General features: G+C 62.1%; 20 protein-coding genes. 12 read left to right on the forward strand and 8 right to left on the reverse strand.

Annotated elements, in window-relative coordinates:
• Positions 1-3: 3 nt before the first annotated feature.
• A complete protein-coding gene (locus tag CNR27_RS14695; RefSeq protein WP_096299965.1) occupies positions 4-1,416 on the forward strand; it encodes a mannose-1-phosphate guanylyltransferase/mannose-6-phosphate isomerase in 1,413 nt (470 codons plus the stop codon).
• A gap of 63 nt (positions 1,417-1,479) precedes the next feature.
• Here the strand turns inward: CNR27_RS14695 and rfbD are convergent, their stop codons facing one another.
• From rfbD to rfbB, 4 genes are read right to left on the reverse strand one after another with little or no spacing between them, the layout of a single operon-like run.
• Positions 1,480-2,385 (reverse strand): dTDP-4-dehydrorhamnose reductase, encoded by a 906-nt coding sequence (gene rfbD / locus CNR27_RS14700; protein ID WP_096299967.1) that lies wholly within the window; start codon positions 2,383-2,385, stop codon positions 1,480-1,482.
• Entirely contained in the window at positions 2,382-2,939 is a 558-nt protein-coding gene (gene rfbC / locus CNR27_RS14705) for a dTDP-4-dehydrorhamnose 3,5-epimerase (RefSeq protein WP_096299968.1), read from the reverse strand. Before rfbC ends, rfbD begins: the two co-directional genes overlap by 4 nt.
• Positions 2,936-3,823 carry a glucose-1-phosphate thymidylyltransferase RfbA gene (gene rfbA / locus CNR27_RS14710; RefSeq protein ID WP_096299970.1) on the reverse strand — a complete coding sequence of 296 codons (888 nt, stop codon included), beginning with the start codon at positions 3,821-3,823 and terminating at the stop codon, positions 2,936-2,938. The genes rfbC and rfbA overlap by 4 nt, the downstream gene beginning before the upstream one ends.
• Positions 3,820-4,875: a dTDP-glucose 4,6-dehydratase gene (gene rfbB / locus CNR27_RS14715; RefSeq protein WP_096299972.1), complete on the reverse strand. Its 1,056-nt coding sequence runs from the start codon at positions 4,873-4,875 to the stop codon at positions 3,820-3,822. The genes rfbA and rfbB overlap by 4 nt, the downstream gene beginning before the upstream one ends.
• Before the next feature lie 211 nt (positions 4,876-5,086).
• Between rfbB and CNR27_RS14720 the strand changes: the two genes are divergently transcribed.
• The 7 genes from CNR27_RS14720 (at position 5,087) to CNR27_RS14750 (ending at position 12,126) form a co-directional block, all read left to right on the forward strand.
• Positions 5,087-5,833, forward strand: coding sequence for an electron transfer flavoprotein subunit beta/FixA family protein (locus CNR27_RS14720; protein WP_096299974.1), 747 nt, complete (start codon positions 5,087-5,089; stop codon positions 5,831-5,833).
• A 67-nt stretch (positions 5,834-5,900) separates the two neighbouring features.
• Positions 5,901-6,848, forward strand: a complete 948-nt coding sequence (locus CNR27_RS14725; RefSeq protein ID WP_096300722.1) for an electron transfer flavoprotein subunit alpha/FixB family protein — start codon at positions 5,901-5,903, stop codon at positions 6,846-6,848.
• Positions 6,849-6,957: 109 nt separating this feature from the next.
• A complete protein-coding gene (locus CNR27_RS14730; RefSeq protein ID WP_245815663.1) occupies positions 6,958-7,911 on the forward strand; it encodes a glycosyltransferase family 2 protein in 954 nt (317 codons plus the stop codon).
• The gene (locus tag CNR27_RS15390) at positions 7,908-8,696 is read left to right on the forward strand and encodes a GNAT family N-acetyltransferase (RefSeq protein ID WP_157745526.1); all 789 of its coding nucleotides are present in this window, start codon (positions 7,908-7,910) and stop codon (positions 8,694-8,696) included. The genes CNR27_RS14730 and CNR27_RS15390 overlap by 4 nt, the downstream gene beginning before the upstream one ends.
• Positions 8,687-9,061, forward strand: a complete 375-nt coding sequence (locus CNR27_RS14740) for an EamA family transporter (protein ID WP_096299979.1) — start codon at positions 8,687-8,689, stop codon at positions 9,059-9,061. Before CNR27_RS15390 ends, CNR27_RS14740 begins: the two co-directional genes overlap by 10 nt.
• A gap of 36 nt (positions 9,062-9,097) precedes the next feature.
• Positions 9,098-10,228, forward strand: a complete 1,131-nt coding sequence (rffA, locus tag CNR27_RS14745; protein WP_096299981.1) for a dTDP-4-amino-4,6-dideoxygalactose transaminase — start codon at positions 9,098-9,100, stop codon at positions 10,226-10,228.
• 2 nt (positions 10,229-10,230) lie between these two features.
• Positions 10,231-12,126 (forward strand): hypothetical protein, encoded by a 1,896-nt coding sequence (locus CNR27_RS14750; RefSeq protein WP_096299983.1) that lies wholly within the window; start codon positions 10,231-10,233, stop codon positions 12,124-12,126.
• Between the two features lie 547 nt (positions 12,127-12,673).
• Here CNR27_RS14750 and CNR27_RS14755 read toward each other — a convergent pair.
• The 3 genes from CNR27_RS14755 to CNR27_RS14765 form a co-directional block, all read right to left on the reverse strand.
• Positions 12,674-13,774, reverse strand: coding sequence for a hypothetical protein (locus CNR27_RS14755; RefSeq protein WP_096299985.1), 1,101 nt, complete (start codon positions 13,772-13,774; stop codon positions 12,674-12,676).
• Between the two features lie 128 nt (positions 13,775-13,902).
• Entirely contained in the window at positions 13,903-17,820 is a 3,918-nt protein-coding gene (locus CNR27_RS14760) for a glycosyltransferase (RefSeq protein WP_245815664.1), read from the reverse strand.
• Between the two features lie 219 nt (positions 17,821-18,039).
• Positions 18,040-18,846 (reverse strand): ABC transporter permease, encoded by an 807-nt coding sequence (locus CNR27_RS14765; RefSeq protein WP_157745529.1) that lies wholly within the window; start codon positions 18,844-18,846, stop codon positions 18,040-18,042.
• Between the two features lie 266 nt (positions 18,847-19,112).
• Here CNR27_RS14765 and CNR27_RS15395 point away from each other — a divergent pair, with 266 nt between their 5' ends.
• Genes CNR27_RS15395 through CNR27_RS14785 form a run of 4 tightly spaced genes read left to right on the forward strand, consistent with a single transcriptional unit; the run spans position 19,113 to position 22,814 of the window.
• Positions 19,113-20,252 carry an ABC transporter ATP-binding protein gene (locus CNR27_RS15395; RefSeq protein WP_222843109.1) on the forward strand — a complete coding sequence of 380 codons (1,140 nt, stop codon included), beginning with the start codon at positions 19,113-19,115 and terminating at the stop codon, positions 20,250-20,252.
• Positions 20,249-21,175 carry a glycosyltransferase gene (locus CNR27_RS14775; RefSeq protein ID WP_096299989.1) on the forward strand — a complete coding sequence of 309 codons (927 nt, stop codon included), beginning with the start codon at positions 20,249-20,251 and terminating at the stop codon, positions 21,173-21,175. Before CNR27_RS15395 ends, CNR27_RS14775 begins: the two co-directional genes overlap by 4 nt.
• The gene (locus tag CNR27_RS14780) at positions 21,172-22,032 is read left to right on the forward strand and encodes a hypothetical protein (RefSeq protein ID WP_157745534.1); all 861 of its coding nucleotides are present in this window, start codon (positions 21,172-21,174) and stop codon (positions 22,030-22,032) included. Before CNR27_RS14775 ends, CNR27_RS14780 begins: the two co-directional genes overlap by 4 nt.
• Positions 22,033-22,064: 32 nt before the next feature.
• Positions 22,065-22,814, forward strand: a complete 750-nt coding sequence (locus CNR27_RS14785; protein ID WP_096299993.1) for a sulfotransferase domain-containing protein — start codon at positions 22,065-22,067, stop codon at positions 22,812-22,814.
• Positions 22,815-23,015: 201 nt separating this feature from the next.
• On the opposite strand, the gene CNR27_RS14790 is transcribed toward CNR27_RS14785, so the two are convergent.
• A complete protein-coding gene (locus CNR27_RS14790) occupies positions 23,016-25,208 on the reverse strand; it encodes a secretin N-terminal domain-containing protein (protein WP_179948197.1) in 2,193 nt (730 codons plus the stop codon).
• Positions 25,209-25,335: the final 127 nt, after the last annotated feature.

Raw genomic sequence — 25,335 nt, forward strand, 5'->3', positions numbered from 1 at the left:
CCTATGTCGAAGATCGTTCCCGTTTTGCTCTCCGGCGGTTCCGGCACCCGGTTGTGGCCGCTGTCGCGCGAGATGCATCCGAAGCAGTTTCTCCCCCTCGTCGGCGAGCGTACGATGCTGCAGGCGACCTGGCTGCGGGTCGCGGCGCTGGCCGGCGATGCCGGGCCGATCGTTGTCGCCAACGAATCGCACCGCTTCGTGGTGGCGGAGCAGCTGCAGCAGGTCGGGGCAGAACCCGCCGCGATCGTGCTCGAACCGGTCGCGCGCAATACCGCGCCCGCGATCGCCGCCGCCGCGTTCGAAGCGCTGCGTTCAACCCCGGACGCGGTGCTGCTGGTATTGCCTTCGGACCACGTCGTGCAGGCGCCGGAGGCGTTCCATGCTGCGGTCCGCGCTGCCCTGCCCGCAGCCGAGGCCGGCCGGCTGGTCACTTTCGGCGTGGTACCGCGCGGCCCTGAGACGGGCTATGGCTACATCAAGGCCGCCGCGCACTGCGGCGACGGTCCGGCACCGGTCGAAGCCTTCGTCGAGAAGCCGGACCTGACGCGGGCACAGGCCTACATCGCTTCTGGCGACCACTTCTGGAACAGCGGCATGTTCCTGTTCCGCGCCGATGCATACCTCGCGGCGCTGGAACGGCATGCGCCGGCAATACTCGCATCCGTGCGCGCGTCCTGGTCGGCCGCGCGCACGGATGTGGACTTCACCCGCCTGGATGCCGAGGCATTCGCCGCGAGCCCATCGGATTCCATCGACTATGCGGTGATGGAGAAGACCGATGCGGCGGTGGTGATGCCGCTGGACGCAGGCTGGAGCGACGTGGGTTCATGGGCGAGCCTGCGCGAGGTCTCGCCGCAGGACGCGAACGGCAATGCGCATCACGGTGAGGTCGTCTCGATCGACTGCCGCAACACCTATGCCTATGGCGAGCGCCTGATCGCGATGATCGGACTGGAGGACACCATCGTCGTGGAAACCCCCGACGCGGTCCTGGTCGGGCGCAGCGACCGCATCCAGCAGGTCAAGGACGTGGTGGCCGATCTCAAGGCCCGCGGCCTGCCGCAGGCCGCCTGGCATCGCAAGGTCTACCGCCCATGGGGCGCCTACGATTCGATCGACAACGGCCCGCGCTTCCAGGTCAAGCGCATCACGGTCAAGCCGGGCGCAACGCTCAGCCTGCAGATGCACCACCACCGCGCCGAGCACTGGATCGTCGTCAGCGGTACCGCCGAGGTCACCCGCGGCGACGATGTGCTGCTGCTGACCGAGAACCAGAGCACGTACATTCCGCTCGGCGTGACCCATCGGTTGCGCAACCCCGGCAAGGTGCCGCTGGAGCTGATCGAGGTGCAGTCCGGCAGTTATCTGGGCGAAGACGACATCGTGCGCTTCGAGGACACCTACGGGCGCACCTGATCTGCCCGATCGCTTCAATGCAGAACGGCGCCCGAGGGGCGCCGTTTTTGTATGGGGTCGCCGTCAGCGCTGCGAGGCGGCCAGCGTAGCGAGAACACCATCCAGGGCAGCCTGCCAGCTCGGCAACGCGATCCCGAAGTCACGCTCTAGCGACGAGATGTCCAATCGCGAGTACGCGGGGCGCTTGGCCGGCGTCGGATAGTCGGCAGTGGTGATGGCTTCGACCTTCGGCGCGCGCGCAAGCAGACCGCGCTCGACCGCACCTGCAAAAATCGCCTCGGCAAAGCCATGCCAGCTGGTCTCGCCAGTCGCCGTCAAATGCCAGGTGCCGGATGCCGGGTTATCGGCACGCAGAACCCGAGCGGTCACGTCCGCGATCAATGCTGCTGGTGTGGGCGTACCGATCTGGTCGGCAACGACGCGCAGCACATCGCGCTCGGCACCGACACGCAGCATCGTGCGTAGGAAGTTCTGGCCATGCGCGGCATACACCCATGCGGTGCGGAAGATCAGATGACGTCCCCCGGCTGCGCGGATCGCTTGCTCGCCCGCGAGCTTGCTGATCCCGTAGACACCGAGAGGCGCGGGAGCATCGTCGGGGCGATACGGTCGCGTGCCGCTGCCGTCGAATACATAGTCGGTCGAGTAATGCACCAGCGGCACGCCGTGCACGGCGCACCAGCGCGCGATCGCACCGGGGGTCTGTGCGTTGGCGGCCTGCGCCGCCTCGGGCTCGCTCTCGGCCCTGTCGACCGCGGTGTAGGCGGCAGCATTGATCACGCGCATCGGCCGGGTGGTGTCGAGCAGTGCGACAACCGATTCTGGATCCGAAAAGTCCGCAGTCAGGCAGGTGCTGCCGTCCGGCAACGCGCCGGTCCGGGTGGTGCCGAGTACATCGCCCAGCGGCGCGAGTGCGCGCAGAAGCTCCTGTCCGACCTGCCCGTTCGCGCCGAACACGAGCGAGGTCATGTGGCAAATACCGGCAGCCGATCCTCGGGAATGTCGGCCAGCAGCGGCGCGTTGGTGTCCTTGTCGGACAGCAATGGCGCGTCGATCTGCCACTCGACGCCGATCGCCGGGTCGTTCCAGCGCACCCCGGCATCGGCTTCCTTCACGTACACGTCGGTGCACAGATAGCTGAAGACCGCCATTTCCGAGAGCACCGCAAAGCCATGTGCGAAGCCTTCCGGGATCCAGAACTGGCGCTTGTTTTCCTCGCTCAGGATCACGCCTTCCCACTGCCCGAAGGTCGGCGAACCGCGACGGATGTCGACGGCAACGTCAAGCACCTCGCCCCGCAGCACGCTGACCAGCTTGCCCTGCGGCCGTGGCCACTGGTAATGCAGGCCACGCAACACCCCCTTCGCCGAGGACGACACGTTGCTCTGCACGAAGTTCGTCGGCAGGCCGTGCTGGCCGAAACGCTCGGCATTCCAGGTTTCGAAGAAGAAACCGCGCGCGTCGCCGAACACGACCGGCTCGATGACGTAAGCGCCCGGCAGTTTCATTTCGATGATCTTCAACGCACGATCCCGCGTTGCAGGAGTGACATCAGGTACTGGCCGTAGCCGTTCTTGGACAGCGGCTTGGCAAGCGCGGACAACTGCTCGGCTTCGATCCAGCCATTGCCGAACGCGATTTCCTCCGGACAGCACACCTGCAGCCCCTGGCGGTCCTGAATGGTCTGGATGAAGTTCGACGCCTCGTGCAACGACTGATGCGTACCGGTGTCGAGCCATGCAAAACCGCGACCGAGCTGCTCGAGATACAGCGCGCCATCGTCTAGATAGCGGCGATTGAGATCGGTGATCTCCAGCTCGCCGCGCGGTGAAGGCTTCAGTTCGGCTGCGTAATCGCTCGCGCGTCCATCGTAGAAATACAGACCCGTGACGGCGTAGTTCGAACGCGGCGTCTCCGGCTTCTCGGCGATGTCGATCACCTTGCCCGCGGCGTCGAACTCGGCCACGCCATAGCGCTCGGGATCGTTGACCCAGTAGCCGAAGACCGTGGCGCCGTCGCTGCGCGCGTCAGCGCTTTTCAGCGTGTCGGTGAGGCCATGGCCGTGGAAGATGTTGTCGCCCAGCACCAGGCAGCTCGGCTTGCCGCCGACGAAGTCCCGGCCAATGAGATAGGCCTGCGCCAGACCGTCCGGACTCGGCTGCACGGCGTACTGGATGTCCATGCCCCACTGCGACCCGTCGCCCAGCAGGGCCTGGAACAACGTCTGCTCATGGGGCGTATTGATGATCAGCACCTCGCGGATGCCGGCCAGCATCAGGACGCTGAGCGGGTAGTAGATCATCGGCTTGTCGTACACCGGCAACAGCTGCTTGCTGACGCCCTTGGTGATCGGATACAGCCGCGTGCCGGAACCGCCGGCAAGGATGATGCCCTTGCGCGCGGTCATGCCTCGGCCCCCATGCGCTCCAGACGATAGCTGCCGTCGAGGATGCGCTGCACCCAGTCCTGGTTGGCGAGATACCAGTCAACGGTGAACTCGATGCCGCTCTCGAAGGTGTGCTCCGGCTTCCAGCCGAGTTCACTCTGCAACTTCGACGCATCGATCGCGTACCGACGATCGTGGCCGGGGCGGTCCTTGACGTAGGTGATCTGGCTGCTGCGAGGCCGGCCATCCTCGCGGGGCCGGCGGACATCGAGCAGGCGGCAGATCGCCTCCACAACCTCGATGTTCTGGCGCTCGGAATCGCCGCCGACGTTGTAGGTCTCGCCGACCCGGCCCTTCTCGAGCACAGTGCGGATCGCCGCGCAGTGGTCGGTGACGAACAGCCAGTCGCGCACCTGTTTGCCGTCGCCATAGACCGGCAGCGGCTCGCCGGCCAAGGCCTTGGCGATCACCAGCGGGATCAGCTTCTCCGGGAAGTGATACGGCCCGTAGTTGTTCGAGCAGTTGGTGGTCAACACCGGCAGCCCGTAGGTGTGGTGGAACGCGCGCACCAGATGATCGGAGGCGGCCTTGGAGGCCGAGTACGGCGAGTTCGGCGCGTAGGGCGTGGTTTCGGAGAACTTGCCAGTCTCGCCGAGCGTGCCGTAGACCTCGTCGGTCGAGACGTGCAGGAAACGGAAGGCCTCACGACGGCCGTCAGGCAACGCCTTCCAGTAGTCCCGCACCGACTCGAGCAACCCGAGCGTGCCGACAACATTGGTCTCAATGAACGCGGCGGGGCCGTCGATCGACCGGTCGACGTGGCTCTCGGCGGCGAAGTTCAGCACCGCGTCGGGCTGATGCTCGGCCAGCAGGCCCGCCACCAGCGCGCGATCGCCGATGTCGCCATGCACGAATACGTGGTTCGGATCCGATTCGATCGAGGTCAGCGTCTGCAGGTTGCCTGCGTAGGTCAGCGCATCGAGGTTGATCACCCGGACGCCGCGACGCACGGCCTCCAGTACGAAATTGCCGCCGATGAAACCGGCGCCGCCGGTGACGAGCCATGTGGGCACGAATTCACTCCTGTGGACGATCGGAATACCCCGGGAGGGGCCAGCCGCCAAGGATACCGGCTTGTCCGGGCGATCTTGGCACGAAGATGAACGCTTTGAGCGGCGTAACTCGGTGTTCGCGCCCCGGAGCCCACCCCGTTAGAATCGGCAGATTACCCCGCGCCGGTCGCCGCGGCCGGGCGATCCGCAACGCACAAGGAATGCCGCACCGATGAAGATCCTCGTCGCCTACAAGCGCGTGGTGGACTACAACGTCCGCATCCAGGTCAAGCCGGACGGGTCCGGCGTGGTCACCGATGGCGTCAAGCTGTCGGCCAATCCGTTCGACGAGATCGCACTCGAGGAAGCGCTGCGCCTGCGCGACAAGGGCATCGCCACCGAGGTCATTGTCGCAACGATCGCCCCGGCGGATGCCCAGGCGCACCTGCGCAACGGCCTTGCCATGGGCGCCAATCGCGCCATCCACGTGGTCTGCGACCAGCCGATCCAGCCACTGACCGCCGCCCGCACCCTGCTCCAGCTGGTCGAGAAGGAGCAGCCCGATCTGGTGATCCTCGGCAAACAGGCGATCGACGACGACGCGAACCAGACCGGCCAGATGCTCGCCACGCTGTGGGGCCGGCCGCAGGCGACCTTCGCCTCGAAGATCGAGATTGCCGACGGCAAGGCCACGGTGACGCGCGAAGTCGATGCCGGGCTCGAAACGCTTGAGGTCGACCTGCCGGCCGTCGTCACGACCGACCTTCGCCTCAACGAGCCGCGTTTCATCAAGCTGCCGGACATCATGAAGGCGAAATCCAAGCCGATGGAGTCGATTCCCTTCGGGGATCTCGGCGTCGAATCGGCCGATACGCTCAAGACCACGCATTACGAGGCGCCGGCCAAACGCAGCAAGGGCGTCATGGTCAAGGATGCCGCCGAGCTGGTCGCCGCGCTGAAGGCCAAGGGCCTGCTCTGAATCCCCTCGCTCCCGCGCACGCGGGGGCCCAGTGACGTCCGGCCCGGCCGGATCGCAGGAGAACCTCATGTCCAAAGTCCTCGTTATCGCCGAGCATCTCGACGGCAAGCTCAACGCCAGCGCGACCGCCAAGACCGTCGCTGCGGCACAGGCGCTTTCGCCCCAGTCCATTGACGTCGCTGTATTCGCCGCCGATCCGGCCGGGGCTGCCACCGAAGCCGCCACGATTGCTGGCGTGTCGAAGGTGCGCGCCGTCGCCAATCCGGCCAACGCACAGGCGCTCGCGCAGGTGTTGGGCCCGCAGATCGCAAAGCTTGCCGCCGGTTACAGTCACGTCTTCGCGCCGTCGACGACCTTCGGCAAGGACCTGCTGCCGGTTGTCGCCGCACTGCTGGGCGTGAACCAGATCTCCGATCTGATGACCGTCGAGTCCAGCCACGTCTTCAAGCGCCCGATCTACGCCGGCAATGCCATCGTCACCGTCGAAGCCCCGGCTGACCAGCCGGTGGTCGCCACGGTGCGCACGGCGTCCTGGCAGGAAGCGGCACGCGGCGGCAGCGCGACGGTGGAGACGACCAGCGTCGACGCCGAGCTGCCAACACACACCCGCTTCATCGGTCTCGCCGCAGGCAGTACCGACCGCCCCGACCTGCAGAGCGCCAAACGCGTGGTCTCGGGCGGTCGCGGTGTCGGCTCGGAAGAGAACTTCAAGATCGTCTTCGACTTCGCGGACAAGATCGGGGCCGCGGTCGGCGCCTCGCGCGCGGCGGTCGATGCGGGCTATGTCCCCAACGAGTTGCAGGTCGGGCAGACCGGCAAGATCATCGCGCCCGAGCTCTACATCGCGATCGGTATCTCAGGCGCCATCCAGCACCTGACGGGCATCAAGGATGCCGGCACGATCGTGGCCATCAACAAGGATCCGGACTCGGCGATGTTCGAGATTGCGGATATCGGACTCGTCGGCGACCTATTCAAGGTGCTGCCTGAGCTCGAAGCCCAACTCAAGGATTGATTCGAAACTGGCATGTGCACGGGCCCTTATCACACGCTGCAGCAAGGCGCTCCTGCCAGGGGTCCCCGAACAGGTAAACAGAATTTTCATGAATGATTGCGTTAGTAACGTGGAATCCTCGAACCAAACGGAGGCTCCCGACCTGTCGGTCATTGCGCCGGTTTATGGCTGCAGAAATTGTTTGGAAGAACTTGTCGAGCGCATCTCAGCCGCAGTTTCTCCGGTTGTCATGAGCCATGAGATCATCCTTGTAGACGACCGCAGCCCGGACAATGCATGGCCGCGAATCAAAGAAATTGCCTCCAAGTTCCCCCAGGTGCGCGGTCTGCGCCTGTCGCGAAATTTTGGTCAGCATGCCGCGATCAGCGCGGGATTGGCGCACACGCGAGGGCGCACCATTGTCGTGATGGACTGCGATCTCCAAGACGTTCCTGAGGAAATCCCCGGACTCCTTGCTGCCTTGGAGCAGGGCGCTGATATGGCGCTCGCGAGCCGCACCGCGCGTCAGGATTCTTTCTTCAAAAAGGCAGGCTCGCGCGCGTTCTACGCGTTGCTAGGCTGGCTCACTACCAGCACCTACGATGCCTCTACCGCGAATTTCGGTGCTTACTCGCGCAAGGTCATCGACGTGGTAAACGCGATGCCTGAATCAGACCGGTTCTTTCCTTTGCTAGTGCGGTGGACCGGCTTTGATGCGGCTCTCGTGCCAGTTAGTCACGCCCGACGCGCGGAGGGGCGAAGCGGTTACAGTTTGAGCCAGCTGCTGCGCCTGGCAACTAATGTTGCGCTTTCGTTCTCCGACAAGCCGCTGCGGCTGGTGGTGCGTACGGGCCTAGCATTCGCATTTTTGTCTCTATGTATCGTGGCCTTGAGCGTTTACCGCTACGCCATCGGTGACATCGCGGTAGCGGGCTTCACAAGCATCGTTGCGTCGATATGGCTGGTCGGCGGTGTCATCGTCTCCAGCGTCGGGATCGTTGGCCTGTACGTTGGAAAACTGCACAGCCAGGCGAAGCATCGCCCGAATTTTATTGTGGCCGACGACACAGGGAAGACGCAATGAGTGAGGGCCTACTACATGTGCTGCGCCATTCGCAGGTTGAATCGAACCGCTTTGGGCTCCGGGTTGTGCGGGGCATGGTCACCAAAGACGCGCCACGCGATCAAGTGCGAGCCGACATCGAACGCCTGAAGCCAGATATCGCAATCTTCCGATGTGAGGCTGGTGACACCCGACAAATTGACGAGTTGGCCAAAGCGGGACTGGTGCCGCGCCATGCCGACACCCTTGTTTATTACAAAATTTCGCTGGATAGGCCAACGATTGGCGCTCCCGCTGTAGATGACGGAGGCATCGGTCAGGCCGAAGTCTGCGACGCGGCATCACTTGAGGCCATCGTCAGGCGCGGATTCGCCGGATACCGCAACCACTATCACGCCAATCCGCTGCTGTCGGAAGCTGCAATCCTCGACGGATATGTCGAGTGGGCACTGGATTATGCGATCCGTCCCGCCGAGGGACAACAGACCTGGGTCTATCGTATAGGCGGTCAAGCACGTAGCTTTGCTACCTGCAAGCTACGGGCCGATCGCTCCGAGGTCGAGATTGTCCTTAACGCGACCGACCCGGCATGGACGGGTCGCGGACTCTATTCTTCGCTGCTGAAATCCCTGATCGCTTACTATCGCCGCGCAGGATTCGCGGCGCTCGTGATCTCCACACAGGTGTGGAACTACGGCGTGCAACGTGTGTGGTCCCGCACAGGACTCGTCATACACAGAGCGTTCGACACTTACCACGTCAACGTGCCTGCCTCGGCGAGCGAGGTAGAAACGACATGCCCTTGATTTTTCCATGGCTGATGGTCGCCGCTACCATCCTGCTCACTACCTACGGCCAACTCGTTCTCAAGTGGCAAGTCACTACGCCCGCGGTGCCACCTTTTCGCTTCATGGACCACTGGCCATCAATCATCGTCTTGCTCCTGCGTCCGTGGGTAATTTCTGCGCTTGCCGCTGCTTTCTTGGCCTCGCTTTGCTGGATGGCGGCAATGTCACGCCTCGAGTTGAGCAAGGCCTACCCCTTCATGGCGCTGAATTTTCTACTGGTAGGCCTGCTTGCCATACCATTATTCGGCGAGGCGCTCACGCGCCCCAAGATCATCGGCCTCTGCCTTGTCATCGCCGGCTTGGCAGTCCTTAGCAAGGGCTGACCGGCTCGTCATCCGCCACACCAGAAGAATATCGGCATGATTCCTTTCAACAAGCCTTACATGACCGGCCGCGAGCTGTCTTACATCGCACAGGCGCACGCCAACGGACACCTCTCCGGTGACGGCCCCTATACCAAAAGGTGCAGCGCTTGGCTTCGCGAAAACACGCATGCATCGACGGCTCTGCTCACTCATTCGTGTACCGCTGCGCTCGAGATGGCTGCATTGCTGCTCGACCTGCAGCCGGGCGACGAAGTTATTATGCCGTCGTACACTTTCGTTTCTACGGCCAACGCCTTCGCGCTTCGCGGCGCGGTTCCAGTGTTCATCGATATCCGCGAAGATACCTTGAATATCGATGAGCGCCTGATCGAGGGCGCGATCACTCCGCGGACCAAGGCAATCTGCGTCGTCCATTATGCGGGCGTGGCGTGCGAGATGGATGCCATCCTGGATATTGCACAGCGCCATGGATTGCGGATCATCGAGGACGCAGCGCAGGCTGTTATGTCGGCCTACAAGGATCGGCCACTCGGGACGATTGGCGACCTCGGCGCACTGAGTTTCCACGAAACCAAGAACATCATTTCTGGCGAAGGCGGCGCGTTGCTCTGTCGCGATGTCGCATTCTCCGAACGCGCAGAGATCATTCGAGAAAAAGGGACAAACCGCAGCCGATTCTTCCGAGGCCAAGTCGACAAATACACCTGGGTGGATCTCGGCTCGTCCTATCTGCCAGGTGAGATCACTGCGGCGTTTCTCGCCGCCCAGATGGAGGCTGCCCAGGAAATCACTGCGCGGCGCCTCGCGCTATGGGATCGTTATCACGCTTGGGCTGCGGCTTACGAGGCGCGTGACATGTTGCGCCGCCCGGTTGTCCCGACAAACTGCCGCCACAATGCCCACATGTATTACATGCTGCTTCCAGACCAGGATGCCCGCGCGGAATTCATTTCGCGCATGAAAGCTCAAGGGGTGCAGACAGTGTTTCACTATATCCCCCTGCACTCCGCACCCGAGGGTACCCGCGTGGGACGCCATTGCGGATCGATGGACGTGACAGCAAGGCAGAGCGAGCGACTCGTTCGCATGCCTCTGTGGGTTGGCCTCGAAGGTGAGATCGACACCGTGCTTGAGGCAGCGGACAAAGCGCTGGAAATGCTCTGAACATGGATCACTCCTTTCAGGCCGGCACGGCCACCGGGTGGCGCGCATGGTTGGATACTTCAACCGTGGCGCGCGCCTGGCTGTGGATCGGCACGGTGGTAGCGACGATTGCCGTTCTGAACGCCTGGACTTACAGCAGTGCTGCAACGGGCCCGCTGATGCAGGCGGATGCCTGGTACTTTCTCGATGTCTTCGTTTCAAAATATCTCGATGGTACGTTGAGGTTCTGGGATCTGTTCGTCCAACGTGGAGGCAGCGATCATGCGCAGCCACTTCAGAAAATGATCCTGCTGTTCCATACACGTTATTTCGACATGGATTACCGGATCGAGGGCCTGATCGGCACCGCCCTCGGCATTGCCTGGTGCAGCGTGGTTGCACTGGCCGTCTGGACGACGCAACGTCGCGACCGCTCGATCCACGTATCGACGCCCGTAGTTCTTGCGCTGGTATTCGTGCTGGGGCTATCCATCAACAGCACGAACGTGTTCACGTGGTCACTTGTGACGCTCATCTACCTGACGCTGCTCGTTGCCATGCTCTACTTCTTGGCTAGCATCCGTCTGACGGAGAGTCCGCATCCCGCGTGGCTCGCCCCCGTTGCGCTACTGCAGGGCCTCTTGATCGATGAGGTCGCAATCATCGTCTTCGTGGCGTCGGTCATCGCGATAGGGCTATTCTCGCCTGCATCCCGTCGGAACAAGCTCCTGGCCGGAGCGGCGGGGCTGGGCGGCTTGCTTTTGGCGCGGCTGGTGCTCTATCTCATTTCTAGCCGGGGGCTCGAGGGCTCAGCAGTCCCTCCAGGTGCGTTGTTGGACGCTCTGGTGTCCGTCAGCGCATTTCGTGGTGGTGCCGCCCCTTTCTCCGACAGCCTGATCCATGTAGAGCACTTGCAGCGGTTTTTCCCCGAATCGACGGGCTCGGCGCTATTCGCCGTGGCCGCGTTTGTCGTCCTGTTGCACATGTATTTCTGGGGGGCCGCGGCATGCGCGGTAAGGCAAGGCCATCGCAACACCAGCTTGGCCATTGCGGTCTTTCTCATGCTGGTTTCCTACGCACTCACCGCCGGCATCGTCGTGGGACGAGTGCCTACCTTCGGCTGGGAATATCTGCACCAGCCTCGCTATGTGATTTTCTACCAGACCGGACTAGTCGCAATCGCGATCATGTTCGTGTATCGGCTCGGACTCTTGGCAAAAAACGAGGCCACAGCGCGACGCCCCTTAGGCGGTATCGAGACAGCGGGCATAATCGGTATCACCCTGCTCCTGATGGTTGCGCAGGTCCTCGTAGCACGGCAGAGCTGGAATCTACCGCGCTATCTTACCCCTTACTGGCAGAACGCCTCGCTCGTGATGCAGCGATTGCTTGAGGATCCGTCGAACGTCGAACAGTGCCCCGACATCCTGGCTGTATGCGAGTACCCGGTGGAGCGGCGCGAGCATCTGATGGGATTGCTTGCACAGCACCAGCTCAATGTCTTCTCACCCGCCTTCCAGATGCGGAACAGGCTCTACCCGTCAGCGGAGAGCGTTCCTGCTCTTGTATCACCAGAGGTCGGGTCAAACGCCGAACAGGATGATGTGCCGAGCGCCTCACTGCCCGGCGTGCTGGGTATCACAATGCAAGCGGTACCGGGTTTGGAGGGGTGCGACGACACAACCGGCATGCCTCTGTCCAAGGTCCGCTTCAGTGCCGGAACGGTGCACGGCAAGGTCCAGCTCTGGAGCGACGCCCCGGGATACCCACGTACGCTCTTGGCCGAGCATGCGGGTGATGAGGAGACCGTAGGCATCGACGCGCGCCTGCCTGCCGGCGCGACGCTTTCTCTGCTCGATGCCGGAAACCAGCAGGTCCTAGCGCGAGCGTCCTTCGCTCCGCTGAACTGTGGCCCCTGACACTACTTCTGCCGCGCTGTATGGTGGGCGGTCGCTCAACCCGCGCCCGCCGGGCAGGTCCGGAATCGACTGATTGCAGCTCCGAGCCAACGGCTGTCCCCACCAGCCGCTGGCGGTTGCATCGTGCGACTGCGAAGCTCGATGATACGAACTGTCGGCCCACTCGCTGGCGCCAAGGCAACCCGATGTACGCCGCCCGCCTGTGCGCGCGCCTGGCCGCTTTCGCCGCGAACGACGATATCCATTCGCTTGCCGAGCAAAGCGATCAACTCCAGCTCCACACTTCCACCTTGCGGCAACGGGGGAGCCCGGAATGCGAGGTATGCCGTCTTCCGGTCACTCCATGAGTGGTTCGGTTCGTGGCTGAGCCCGAGACTTGCTACCCCGGGCGCCCCGAGCGCCATCCACGTACACGACAGTGGTGTTTCTCCGACACGATCCGTCACATAGTCCGCTTTGCTTCGCGCCATCCCTAACAGGGAAAGTCCCCACGACAAAACCCCAATGATGAGAATCACGTTGGCCACGACAAGGCTGTTTCGACGGTTCACGACACCCACTCCCCCCTGTAATACCGCCCTACCGCGACCAGATTGACAGAAACCGAGAAACCGATCCAAGCCACGAGCACCGGAAGCCGAATCCAGCGACCTGGATCGGCACGCACATGCGCGATCGCAGCCAACATCACCCATGGCACAAGAAAAAGCATGTGGCGGGCGAAGTTGATAGCGTCGAAAGAGATGGTCGCTGCAAAGAAAAGCAGGGTGGCCACGTAGAACATCGCAATCGTCCGCGAAGCATTCAAAGCGAAGAGCAGAAGCCCGAACACCATGCAAAGAGTGGTGGACGCCAGAAAGATCGTCCACACGCTCAGCGCGTTCGCCCCCTCGGAAGCTGTCTTCACAAAATACGGCACCGCCTTCCAGACAGGCAGATTCCCGTCAAGAAAGCTTCCGTTCCGCCAGGCCTCCAAAGAGTTGACGTAAACGGCGGAATCGCCGAATGCGATCGCGCAGTAGGTCGAAAACAGAAGCATTGGCAGCAGTGTCAATGCCGTCTGCCCAGGGACCGCGCTGGACAATAACGACCGCCACTCGGCCCGTCGTTGCAGCATCAGCATACCTATAACGAATATGACCAGAACCACGGCCTGAGGCCGGGTAAGCATCGCCAGACCCGCAAGCATGCATGCGCCCCAGTATCGCTCTTTGACTGCGAGCAACAGAGTCCACACTGTCAGCAGCGCGTACAAAGGATCTGCATATCCCACAAAATTGTAGAACGCGACTGGCGACAGCGCCCATAACGCAATTGCGACTCCAGCAGCCGGATAGCTGCCGGAGAGCAAGAACGTCAAACGATGGATGCCAAGCAACGTCAGCAACAGAATGACGAAGCCAAGCGCTGCGACTTCGGCCAATGGGAAGTGACCCGGAATAACGAAGCGCGCCCCTTGAATGGCGAACCCCATGAGCGGGAGAAAGGCGGTGGTGTTCTGCTCTTCGATACGGCCACTGAACGAATAGCCGCGCTCCCCGATGAGCGTGTAGTAATTGCCGTCGAATGCGATTGGCCCGTCAATTCCGGGAAATACGCCGATCTTCCCGCAGGCAAAAACCAGCAACGACGCAAGCGCGAGGGTCAAGCAAAGCAGCGCCTCGTAACTCCGTGAAAAACGGTCACGAAGGCCCGGGGGCGTCGATCGAGCGGGCACAGTAACAGACATCATGTTCCTCGGGCTTCGGTCATTCTTCGGGCGGTGGACGTACGGTCTCAGGGAGGATTCGAGGCGTCACCTGACAATGCAGCGGACAGGGTCTGCCAGACTGCATCCTTCGAATAGAAACGGCGGATGAAGGACTGAGAGCGCAGCGAAACGTCACGCCAGAGGAGGTCGTCCCGCAGCAGCGTCACCACTGCTGCGGCCATTGTCTCGGCGGTATCTTCGCCACGCATGAAGCCCGCCGCGCCGCTGAGCCCTTGCATGCCGGTGGAAGTGGTAACGCAAGGCAGTCCGAAACGCAGGCTCTCCAGCACCTTGCCCTTGACACCGCCGCCGAAACGCAAGGGCGCGACGGCGACACGTTGGGCGTCGTAATACCGGGCCAGACGAGCATCGGTCACATAACCTGTGACCTCGACTCCCGGGCCCACAAGCGCCAAGACATCGGGATGAGGATTCGACCCGACCAACGTGAGCGTGACCGTGGGCATTTGTGCCCGGATCAGGGGTAGAACTTCGCCTACGAACCACCGCGCCGCGTCGACATTGGGAGGGTGGGCGAATCCGGCCACGAACAGAATGCCCGAGCGGTGCTCGGGACCGGGCACCGGCTCGGCCTCGTCCATCTCGTATGCATACAGCGGGACGGTCATTGCCTTCGCCTCAAGTTCTTTCTTGCGTAGCCACTCGGCCACGTGGCGGGTCTCATCGTCCGAGGGGTAGAGGATCGCGTCCGCTTCAATCCAGAGTGAATGCTCTAGACGTCGAAACCTCTCCGCCTCCTTCTCGAGGGCCTCATTCGCACCCAGCTTGAGCTGCTCAAGCATCCTCAGATGATGTACGTCATGTCCGTAATAGACGACACGGGCGCTGCTGTGTCGCCGCAGACCATCGATGAAGTTCACCGAAACGTGGGGGCGATTCAGCACGGCGGCATCCAGGAGCCGGCCATGCGCTTCTATCCAGGCTTCGAACTGCCCCCAATGGGCGTCTCCGTAGAGAACCTCCACGCCAAGCTGCTGCAACGCCGGCGTGTAATCGGAATCACGGTGCAGATTCTCGGGCCAGAAAGTCACATGATAGCCCTTGCCCACCAGCAGCTGTATGACGTGCCACGTCGCGCGCGAGCCGGCGTCGCGGTCAGGCTGAGGTACATAGTGGTCAACCACCAGCACACGGGGCCTGCCTTTCGATCGATCACGGGCCAACACGACGTTCTGTCCGTTCGCAAAGTGTCGCTCGGCGAGCAGCGGCAACCAGCGCGCCAAGAATTTCTCCCGGTTAATGGCCTGGTATGCCTTCACACCCGTCGTCTCATCGACGCCACTCGAAACGCCTTCGTGGTGCACGACAACTGATTCGGGCTGGAGATAAACCTTCAGACCGCTCTCACGCACCCGGAAGGCGATATCGGTGTCTTCGTAATAAGCCGGCGCATACAGCGTGTCGAATCCGCCGAGCCGATCGAAAACGCTACGGCGCAACATTATGGACGCCCCCGAGACGTAGTCGACCTCCTTCAGGTAACCGTACTCCGGCTTCCGCGGATCATCGAGGCGACCAAAGTTCCACGCGCTTCCGTCATTCCACACGATGCCACCCGCCTCCTGTAGGCGTCCATCCGGGTAGACAAGCTTCGAGCCCACCAGACCCGCGTCGTCTCGCTCAAAAACCGAGACCAACGCATCGAGCCAACCGGCCGTCACTTCGGTATCGTTATTCAGAAAATACACGAACTCCCCTCGCGACAGGGCCGCGGCCCGGTTGCACGAGCGCAGGAAACCGAGGTTCTCTGGATTCTCAAGATAACGAAGACCGGGCACATTGGCGAGGCGCTGGATATCCGTGTCTCCAGATGCGTCCTCCGCCACGATGATTTCGTAGCTCACCAGAGGAACGTGCTCCGCGATCGAGCGCAAGCAGGCCGTCGTCACGGCGAGATTGCCATATGTCGGAATGATTATGCTTACCCGCGGCTCCGGATGCGGCGCAAAGCGCAGTGAATCGACCGCCACTGCCGCTGATACGTCCAAAGGCGGCGTGCCCCTGGCGACGACGCGGGCCTGCTCGCGCTTTCGCAGCAGATACCTGCGGGCTGGAACGCGCAATGGTGCCAGCAGCGGGGTGCGTGCCAGCCAAGTCCCACGCGCGCCCTCCAAAATACCGACCCAGTCGCCCCGCAACGCGCGCGTCGCTGTACGCAATGGGCGCGTAAGGCGCCAGGACCGTGAGTGAAGCACCGTATCCAGCACCGCACGCGTTTCTCCATGCTCCCGCTCCAGCAATGCCAACCTCTGTTTTGACTGGGCGGTCGTCTGCGAGAGTTGGCGGACTGCCTCAATGAGCGCAGATGCATCGAGCTGACCCACTCCGGGAGTCTGTTCGCCACCAGATGAAAGCGCCTGAGAAAGTGCCAGCTCCCACTGGCGCGTGGACTCGGCCTGCTGTGCACTTTCTCGCGCAAGTATATCGACCCGTTCCTGCAGCGCACGACTGGATGCCTGCAGATCGAGCGCCCATCTAGTCCGGTCCTCGAACTCGGCCTCCAACTCCGTCAGGCGCGAGGCCAAACCCCGCCGCTCACGATCCAGCTCTTCGACCCAGCGCATCGTCTGTTCCTGTTCGTCCTGCAAATGTTGTACTTCAGCAACGAGGCGAGCGCGTTCGCCGTCCAGTCCAAGCGCCCACGCTGTGCGCTCGTCGAACTCGATCTGCAGCTGCCCGTATTGCCGCCTGAGATCTGCCAGCTCAGCATCGAGTGAGCGCGCCCAAAGGGTGCGCGCTTCCAAATCCCTGTCCAGCTCTTGGACGCGGGATATCGCCTTCTTCTGATCGCCTTGCAGCTGCTGCACTTCTGCCAGGAGGTGTCCGCGCTCGTCATCCAGCCCAAGCGCCCACGCGGTGCGCTCATCGAACTCTATTTGCAGATGTTCGTATCGTTCGCGGACAGCGCCCAACTCGACGTCCAGAGAGCGGGCCCAACGAGTGCGGACTTCCAGATCACGGCCAAGCTCACCGAGCCTGACATCCAGCATGCGACGCGTCTCCTCGAGACTCCGTGCCCAGCGCGTCCGCTCATCCAGTGCACTCTGCAAAGCGTCGTAGCTGGCCTTGCGTGCAGCCAGCTGTCGGTCGAGCGAGACGATAAGCTCGCCACGCTCGACTACCTCCCTTTCCGAAGCCTCGATCCGGCCCAAGAGCGCCTGCTGATCGTTCCGCGACTGTTCCACCTGATGCGCGAAACCCTCCAGTGCGTCAGCGAACAGTCGCCGCGCCTCTTCGAAGCGCTCGCCGAAGGGAGCTAGCCGCGCGAGGGAATCGTCATCTGCCTGGCTCGCCACATCGAACATGGCGCACGGCAGTTCCCAACCCATGATGCTCCCGTCTCCAACGGCATGATGCCGGTGCTCACTCGAAACGAATCCTGCCAAGCGAGCTCGACTCGGCGCATCGAGAGCGAAGTCATGCGCCACCCCAAGCTCGGCGAGGGCTCGCGTAATCGCCGCAGGCGGGTCGTCCAGCAGCTCGGTGTATGTGATTACGGCGCGCCGCTTACCTCGCGTGGCGTGCTCCGCATCCAGCAGGTGCTCGATCCAAAGCAGCTTCGATAGGCCCTCGGGCCACGCATTTCGCTTGCTCAGGGACGCGGCGACCTCGCGCGGGTCGCGCAGGACGAACAGCGATGCGGGACTCACTTCGAGACGATCAAGAATTGGCCACCACAAGGGAAGCAGTCGGCAGAGGCGCGGATCTTTGACTGCCCATAGCGGGGCGTCACCAAATTCAGCGCGCAGAAGCTTCTCGAGCGCCGAAGCTGCTTCGCTTGCCGCCCGGGTCTCCAGCCAACCGGAAGGAAGTGGGCGAGGGTCGTTCCAGGAGCGGCCCAGCGAGTCCAGCAACGCCTCGTGGATTGCAACCACGCCCGCGTGCTCGAAGAAGCCCTTGGGATTATCCTCTCCCGGTGCCATCAGGTCATCGCCGAGTGCCGCACCCGCGATCCCGAGTGCACCGCTGACGGCAGAGGTTCCGCTCCTGTGCATCCCGAGCACAAGTATGGCCACACGACCCACCGGGTCCGACGGCCGATTCACTAACTCAGTCAAGGGTCGAACGCTCCCTTCGGGTCGATTTCCAACAAGCGATTGAACCAGAAGCGTCCTGCCGTCGATGCCGCTCTCCATAGCCATTTAGAGCACATCCGCAAAACCTCGCTTCAGCAGCCCGAACACAGCGGCGCCGACCGCATAGATAAGCAGGGCAGCAAACGTGTAGCTGGCCAGGAGAGTCCAGTCAGGCCAAGTCTCGTGAAACATAACCTGACGGAACTGCTCCACCGGAACCGTCAACGGATTAAGCAATAGCCAGTCGCGCAGCCCCTGTGGCATGTTCGAACGGGGGAAGAGGACCGGCCCGAGAAACATGCATACCATGACAAGAGATCCGACGACCTGCTGGAGGTCGCGCAGATACACGCCCAAGGCCGCGAAGAGCAATGTCAAACCAACAAGAAGCACTAGATAAGGCGCAACGACAAGCGGCAACGCAAGCTGCGTCAAGGAAAATCCGGTTCCCCATACGCCATTGATCAGCCACAGAAGCGCCAGCCCCAACACCCCGTGAAACGCCGCAGAGAGCGCAGCCACCCAAGCGAGCGCTTCGAGTGGAAAAACAACTTTTGTAACGTAGTTGGTCTGCTGCACGACCAACGCAGGTGCGCGTCCGAAAGACTCAGCCAAAATGCCGTGCAGGAGCAAGCCCGCGAGCAACTGCAAGGCGAACATCCCCACACCCTGGTCCTCGGCCTGTGGCCAACGGGACTGCAGCACCACGCCGAACACCAGCGTGAACACGGCCAGCATCAGCAAAGGCGTGACGATCGCCCACGACACCCCCAGAAGGGCGCCTCGGTAGCGAGTTGCGATTTCTCGCCAAGTCAGAATTCCAATCAGCGACCGTTGCCGGATCGGCAGGGTCCAGCTCGTGGGTTGCGACATGCTTACGTTCCAGCGGTCAGGTCCCAGCAGACAGAAGCGCGGCGGGAACGCCATTGTAAGCTCGTCGGACCGAATTCGCCCGGGTGACCAGAACGAGCTGATCGGTGATCATTACACAGATGCACACCTTGCCTACCACCGCCCCGCCCGCCATCCGCGTCATGGACGTGGGCAAGACCTATCGCTTGTGGCCCTCGCCTGGCGCACGGCTTTTTTATCCCCTGCTGGTGCGGTTGGCCCGGTCGTGTCGAAGACTCGCTCCGCGCTTGGCACAGGCCATCCAGGATTCCGCCGAGCGACGCCTCCACACCCACATCGCCCTACAGAACATCACTTTCGAGCTCTCCCACGGCCGCGCCCTCGGCATCATAGGGCTGAACGGAAGCGGAAAAAGCACTTTGCTGCAGATCATTGCGGGGGTGATGGCGCCAAGCACAGGCCGTGTAGAAATTAGGGGACGTATTGCCGCCCTCCTCGAGTTGGGCTCGGGATTCAATTTCGAACTGACCGGACGCGAGAACATTCGCATCAACGCTGCAATTCTCGGCCTGACACGGGCGGAAATCGACCGCGTGTTCGATGATATCGTCGCGTTCGCCGACATCGGAGATTATATCGACGAACCGGTAAAGACCTACAGTTCAGGCATGGCGCTGCGCCTCGCATTCGCCGTACAGGTCCACACCGAGCCGGATATTCTAATAGTCGACGAGGCGCTCGCCGTGGGCGACGCCGCATTCCAGGCCAAGGCGATGGCCCGTATCGACGAGATCCTCGCGAGAGGCACCACCCTGCTGTTCGTAGGCCATGACCTGAATGCTGTCAAGGCGTTCTGCCACGAGGCAATGCTACTCGAGCGCGGGGAAATCGTCTTGCGAGGCCTGCCTGACGAGATTATCACCGAGTATCTGTATCGCACCCATCGAACGGCGCTCGCAGAACGGAGGAAAATCGCCGGCTCCCGTGTCGACCGGTTTGACGACGGCTACGGACTGGAAGATGCCCGTGTAATCGACGGCACTATCAACGGCGCCCGCCACGCCACGGTTGGATTCAACGCCAAGCTTGAAATCAGTCTGAAGGTCGCTCTACGCACGGACATAAGTCACCCGGCGATCATAGTCGATATAATGGATGGAAAAGGACTGCAGCTTTGCGGAAGACGGATTCCGCTTCCGGTCGCATTGGCTGACGGGCATAACTCGGACATAAGAATCTCCTTGGATGCCGCATTTCAGCAGGGTGTCTATCGCTTGCGCACACGAGTGGTAGATGCGCCATCGCTGTCACAGACAACGGTGCTCGCGCGCCAGGAGGGCGCGTTATCATTCGAGGTAATCGATGACAGCCGAGCGCTATTCACTGGCCTGTACCCGGTTCCGATGGATATCCGTATCGACCAATGATTAAACAATTGCTGTTTCACCGCGAGTTCCTGGAATACACGGGCGGCCACGGAAAAGTTTATGACTATTTCCGTCACGCTTGCGCGCATCCCGACTGGCGCGCCGTCATCCACCTCACGGCAACAAGTGTCTGCGAGCAGAATCCATGGCTGGCTCTACGGGAACACCTCGCGCCGAGTTACCAGCCCCAGGAGGCGGCTGCCCTCTTCATAGCTGGAATGGACTGGGCGACCTATCCTTGCGACATCCCGGGTAAACCGGTCATCAACCTGGTCCAGCACGTTCGCCACGCGACAACAGGACATCCGCTTCGCCAGTACTTGAACCGGCCGGCCATCCGGATCTGTGTGAGTCAAGCAGTAGCCGACGCGATCGCTTCGACGCGCTGCGTTCGCGGCCCCGTTTATGTTATCGAAGCAGCGCTCGACATAGACTCAGCCGTGACCGACCGGAAGAAGCAAACCGCTTCGATCTTCATCGATGCGATAAAGCAGCCGGCCTTGGGTCGGGCGATAGCCAACGGGTTGGCGGGAACGCCCAGTGTCTCGCTGCTCACCCAGCGCATTCCCCGCACCGACTACCTAGCTCGGCTAGCCGAGGCGGACATCGCAGTTCTTCTCCCTCATCCCGCCGAAGGCTTTTACCTGCCGGCACTGGAGGCCATGGCACTGGGATGCGCAGTGGTCGTTCCCGATTGCATCGGCAACCGGGCCTACGCCCGTGATGGGACGAATGTATTGATGCCACCGCTCGACGCTATGTCCATCCTCCTCGCCATAGGTGAACTGCTGAATGACCCGCACCAGCGCGAATCTCTGAGGACCAATGGCGTGCGAACGTCGGGGGCATTCACCCAGCGCAACGAGCGCAGCGCATTCCATCGTCTGCTCGAGGACATCGATTCGCTCTGGAGCTCGATATGAAGCCGCGCAACATCGCCCTCACCGGTGTTCCGAGGGGAGGCACGACGCTAGCGTGCCAACTGCTCGGAGGTTGCGAGAATACGGTGTCGCTTTTCGAACCGATGGATGTAGCAAGGGTCCCTGCCGACGTCGAGCAGGCCATCGGAGTGATCGATACGTTCTACGCAGATATGCGCGAGCGATTGACGCGCGAAGGCATCGGTATCAGCAAACACCGCGGCGGGGTCGTGCCGGATAATCCTTTCGATCAAGCCCGAGAACCGGGCATGCTGCGGCTCGACAGGACCGAACGTGGTCCGATTCTGGTCGGCCGCCAGCGCGAAAACTTCAATCTGGTGATCAAGCACAATGCGATGTTTATCGCGCTGCTGCCGGATCTTGCGGCGCGATGGCCAACTCTCGCCATCGTTCGCAACCCGCTCGCCGTACTCGCTTCATGGAACTCGGTGGACCTTCCGGTGACAAGAGGGCGCCTTCCCGCAGGCGAGCGACTTGACCCTTGCCTGCATGGCCTGCTGGAAGAGACGCCCGGGCGCCTGGAGCGGCAATTCATCATCCTCGAATGGTTCTTCTCGCGCATTAGCGACTATCTCGCCGCGGAGTCGATCCTGCGCTACGAGGATATCGTCGCCTCACATGGTCGCAGTCTGTGGGCTGCGGCCGATCTGATGGCGCCTCCACGCCTAGATCTGCGAGTGCGCAACGCCAGCCCAGTCTATGCGGAGTCGGATATCACACGCCTCGTGGACGGCCTGACGCGCCCGAAATCGCATGACCGTGCGAGTTGGACAGCCTGGTACGCCGACGATGAAATCCATGCACTTGCCGCCCAGCTCCTGGCGGGAGCTGTCTCTTGAAATCTGTCCGGAGCGCGCCATCCCTAAGCTTCATGCTGGGCGGAACACAAAAAGGGGGCACGACTGCACTTGCGCATCTCATGTCCATGCATCCGGATATCAGGCTGCCTCGCCAGAAAGAAGCGCACGTCTTCGATGCGGAGAGCTTCGACGACGACGCGATGCCAGAGGCGATCGATGAAACCTTTGCTACCCATTTTGACGATGGCTTCTGCAGCGGGCGACGCACCCTGCATGGCGACGCGACACCGATCTCGATGCTCCATCCCGTTTTCATCCAGAGGATTGCGCGCTACAACCCTGCAATGAAGTGGATCCTGATCCTGCGGGATCCCTCGCTGCGCGCGATCTCGCACTATTTCATGGAACGCGAGCGAGGCAATGAGCACTTGGCCCTTCCGTTCGCCCTGATCGTTGAACGATGGCGCCTCAAGGGACACGAGCACGACTTCTCTCCGGACTCCCCCCTCCGACACCACAGCTATATCGCCCGCGGCCGCTACGTCGGGCAACTCGACATCCTGTTCCGGTACTTTCCGGTCGACCAGGTTCTCCTGCTCCGCAACGAGGACCTGAGGCAAGAACCCCAGCGAACTCTCGACGCGGTGTTCCGCTTCCTCAATGCTGCTCCATTCGCGCCGGAGTCGCCTTTCGTGGATATTTTTTCAGGAAACTGGCAGCAGGACCGAACAGCGCGGCTCGTCCGCCCGTGGCTCAGGTGGATATACGCAGGCGAGGTGCGAGCGCTGCATCGGCGTTTCGGAATCCGACTCTGCGACTAGACGCGGCTGACGGAGTTCCCGGGAGCCGCGGTCTTCGGCTGCGCTGCGGGTTGCCCGCTGAGGCAGCCGCGGCCCTGGGCCCACGCACTCAGTCGCGCCCGACAGATCACTCGGGTATGCCAAGCATCGGGCGCACAAGGTCCCCAACCACGGCCGCTTGACCGAGGCCGACACATGCATCGCGCGTCCGCGTACCGCCCCTCAATCGCCTCCCAGGCGCAAGCTCGGCTCGTACGAAGGCTCCGATACGGGGGGCTCGGTCCCCATGGACGGCAAGTCCAGGAACTGCAGTCTCTCGCCGAGCGAGCGGGTCAGCTCGACCGCCTGACCGTCGGACTCGACGATATAGGGCACGATCATCAGCACCAGCTCGGTCCGGGTGTTATTGCGACTCGTGCTGCGGAAAAGACTCCCCAGGACTGGAACATCCTTGAGATAAGGGACCCCATCATTGCTGACCGTCGAGCGGTTTGACATCAGGCCACCGATCAGAATCGAACTCCCATCGCGCAGCGAAAGGTTGCTGGATACGGCGCGATTGAAAATGGACGGCGACTGGACAGCGGAATTCGCCCCCAGGGGCAATGCTTCGCTGACTTCCTGACGGATCTCGAGATCGATCCTGTCGTCAGAGTAGACGATTGGCTTGATATCCAGAATGATGCCGGTTTTCCGATATTGGATGGACTGCAGGATATTGGTATTGCCATCCGTCTGCTGATTGGAGGCGCTTTGGGACGAAAGAGTGGGAATTTCGGTGCCTACATCAATGCTGGCCTGCTCACCGCTTTTCACCATCAGGCGAGGAGACGACAGCACGGTGACCCGGCTGTCTTCCGCAAAGGCCCGAAGTCGGGCTCGGGTCTGCCCTGCAACGTCAAGAAGATACGTAAGCCCGGAGAACCCTTCTATGGCCCCCAGCGTTCCTGAAGTAATCGTTCCGTCGTAGCCGCTCGGTCCGACCTTACTCAGCCAGCTCACGCCGAACTGCTCGTCCTTGTCGAGGGAGACCTCGGCAATAGTGACCTCGATCATGACCTGACGGGCCGCACGATCCATCTGCCGGATCAGCGGGAGGAGCCGAGCCCAGTCCTGCGCATCTCCGCGGTAAATAATGGCGTTTCGAGGAGCGTCCAGGATCAATCGACCTGATGATACGCCCAGCTCGCTCGGCACTTCTGTCGACGGCGCCGGCGCCGCGACGGGCTGCTGACCGCTGACGAGGTCCGCCCCGGACCGTGCGTTGGCCTGGGCGCTGCTCACCGAGTTTCGCGAAGGCTGGATTCCCGAGCGGGAGGTTCCACGCACACCATTAAGTGTAGAAACCACGTCCTGGGCACTGGTGTTGCGCACCGTGTAGTAGAAGAGACTCTGATCGCCCCCTACCGGGTTGGGCGTATCAATCGTCCGGGCCCACTGTACGACATGCTCGAGCACGTGGCCTTCGCCGGCAAAAACGAGGACCGTGTTAGCGGCCCCCATCGGCATTACCAGGATCGAACTCGCGGTCGGCATCGTCCCGCCTCCGTGAACTGCAGCGGCATAGCCCTCGGCGCGCAGCACGTCCACCAGCTTCGCCGCAAGTTCCTCGGCGCTAACGAACGCGGGTTCAATGCGGGTACTCACCCGCCCCCGCATGAAGGGACGGTCGAGCACACGGATCGCAGCAGCCGCCTGCCTGACGATTTCAGGCCGGCCGAACAACACAACGGCGTTCCGGTTGAGATCATCCTGGATCTCGAGCCCATCGGTACGGAAAGCAAGCTTGAGCCAGTTGGTAACGTCCGCATTGCGCACCGAGCTCAGCTCGACCAGCTGGAAGATCGGGCGATGGGAGATCGGCACTTCGGGAGCGGCACGGCCGCTGAGCACAAGGGGGGGCTCGAAAGCGTCTCCCCTGCCCGCAAGCAGGAACCGGACCCGATCCCCCTCGTAGCGGGCCTCGACACCGTAGGTCCGCAGTACGCGGACAGCGAGCTGATAGAAGTCGGAAGGAGGGAGCGGACCCGGGGTGCGCAGCGTCACCAAATCACTCATCTTCGCCACAGCAGGATCCAGCTGGAAGCCAACCCCCAGGATCGTCCCGAAGAATTCGTTGATGAAGGCCGGAACTGGCATCCCTTCGATGTTGACGCTCAAAGGCTCGCCCCTGACCGGCGGAATCCCGAAGGCCGATCCCGTGCCAGCCACCGCCGGTTCGTAGTTCGAGGTCGGGGTTCCAGTCCGTCGCAGGCTCTCAAGCCTTTCACTGTGAGCCACAAGCGCGCTGTCCCCATCATCTGCCAGGGCCCGCTGGTCACGCGAGAGGGGCTGGGGGAGCTCGACCTTGACCGGGCGCGCGCAACCTCCCAGCAGCAGCACCACCACCAAGGCTCGAACCAACGCGTTATTCATTCCGACCGTCTTCCTCTTTGACCGCACGCCCTGCGTCGAGGCAGGCACCACGGTGTTCCGTCGCGTCATATAGTTTCCGGCTGAACTCACAACCGTCTCGCGTGTACCTGATCGAAACGATCTCGAC

It is taken from the genome of Luteimonas chenhongjianii (genome assembly GCF_002327105.1).
Taxonomy (GTDB): domain Bacteria; phylum Pseudomonadota; class Gammaproteobacteria; order Xanthomonadales; family Xanthomonadaceae; genus Luteimonas; species Luteimonas chenhongjianii.

What these genes read in the sequence shown, in the direction of transcription:
- rfbA (WP_096299970.1), bottom strand. Translation starts at nt 3,823, where the DNA reads ATGACCGCGCGCAAGGGCATCATCCTTGCCGGCGGTTCCGGCACGCGG.
- CNR27_RS14765 (WP_157745529.1), bottom strand. Translation starts at nt 18,846, where the DNA reads ATGTCGCAACCCACGAGCTGGACCCTGCCGATCCGGCAACGGTCGCTG.
- CNR27_RS14760 (WP_245815664.1), bottom strand. Translation starts at nt 17,820, where the DNA reads ATGGCACCGGGAGAGGATAATCCCAAGGGCTTCTTCGAGCACGCGGGC.
- CNR27_RS14790 (WP_179948197.1), bottom strand. Translation starts at nt 25,208, where the DNA reads ATGAATAACGCGTTGGTTCGAGCCTTGGTGGTGGTGCTGCTGCTGGGA.
- CNR27_RS14740 (WP_096299979.1), top strand. Translation starts at nt 8,687, where the DNA reads ATGCCCTTGATTTTTCCATGGCTGATGGTCGCCGCTACCATCCTGCTC.
- CNR27_RS14695 (WP_096299965.1), top strand. Translation starts at nt 4, where the DNA reads ATGTCGAAGATCGTTCCCGTTTTGCTCTCCGGCGGTTCCGGCACCCGG.
- rffA (WP_096299981.1), top strand. Translation starts at nt 9,098, where the DNA reads ATGATTCCTTTCAACAAGCCTTACATGACCGGCCGCGAGCTGTCTTAC.
- CNR27_RS15390 (WP_157745526.1), top strand. Translation starts at nt 7,908, where the DNA reads ATGAGTGAGGGCCTACTACATGTGCTGCGCCATTCGCAGGTTGAATCG.
- CNR27_RS14725 (WP_096300722.1), top strand. Translation starts at nt 5,901, where the DNA reads ATGTCCAAAGTCCTCGTTATCGCCGAGCATCTCGACGGCAAGCTCAAC.
- CNR27_RS14720 (WP_096299974.1), top strand. Translation starts at nt 5,087, where the DNA reads ATGAAGATCCTCGTCGCCTACAAGCGCGTGGTGGACTACAACGTCCGC.
- rfbD (WP_096299967.1), bottom strand. Translation starts at nt 2,385, where the DNA reads ATGACCTCGCTCGTGTTCGGCGCGAACGGGCAGGTCGGACAGGAGCTT.
- CNR27_RS14775 (WP_096299989.1), top strand. Translation starts at nt 20,249, where the DNA reads ATGATTAAACAATTGCTGTTTCACCGCGAGTTCCTGGAATACACGGGC.
- CNR27_RS14780 (WP_157745534.1), top strand. Translation starts at nt 21,172, where the DNA reads ATGAAGCCGCGCAACATCGCCCTCACCGGTGTTCCGAGGGGAGGCACG.
- CNR27_RS14750 (WP_096299983.1), top strand. Translation starts at nt 10,231, where the DNA reads ATGGATCACTCCTTTCAGGCCGGCACGGCCACCGGGTGGCGCGCATGG.
- CNR27_RS14785 (WP_096299993.1), top strand. Translation starts at nt 22,065, where the DNA reads ATGCTGGGCGGAACACAAAAAGGGGGCACGACTGCACTTGCGCATCTC.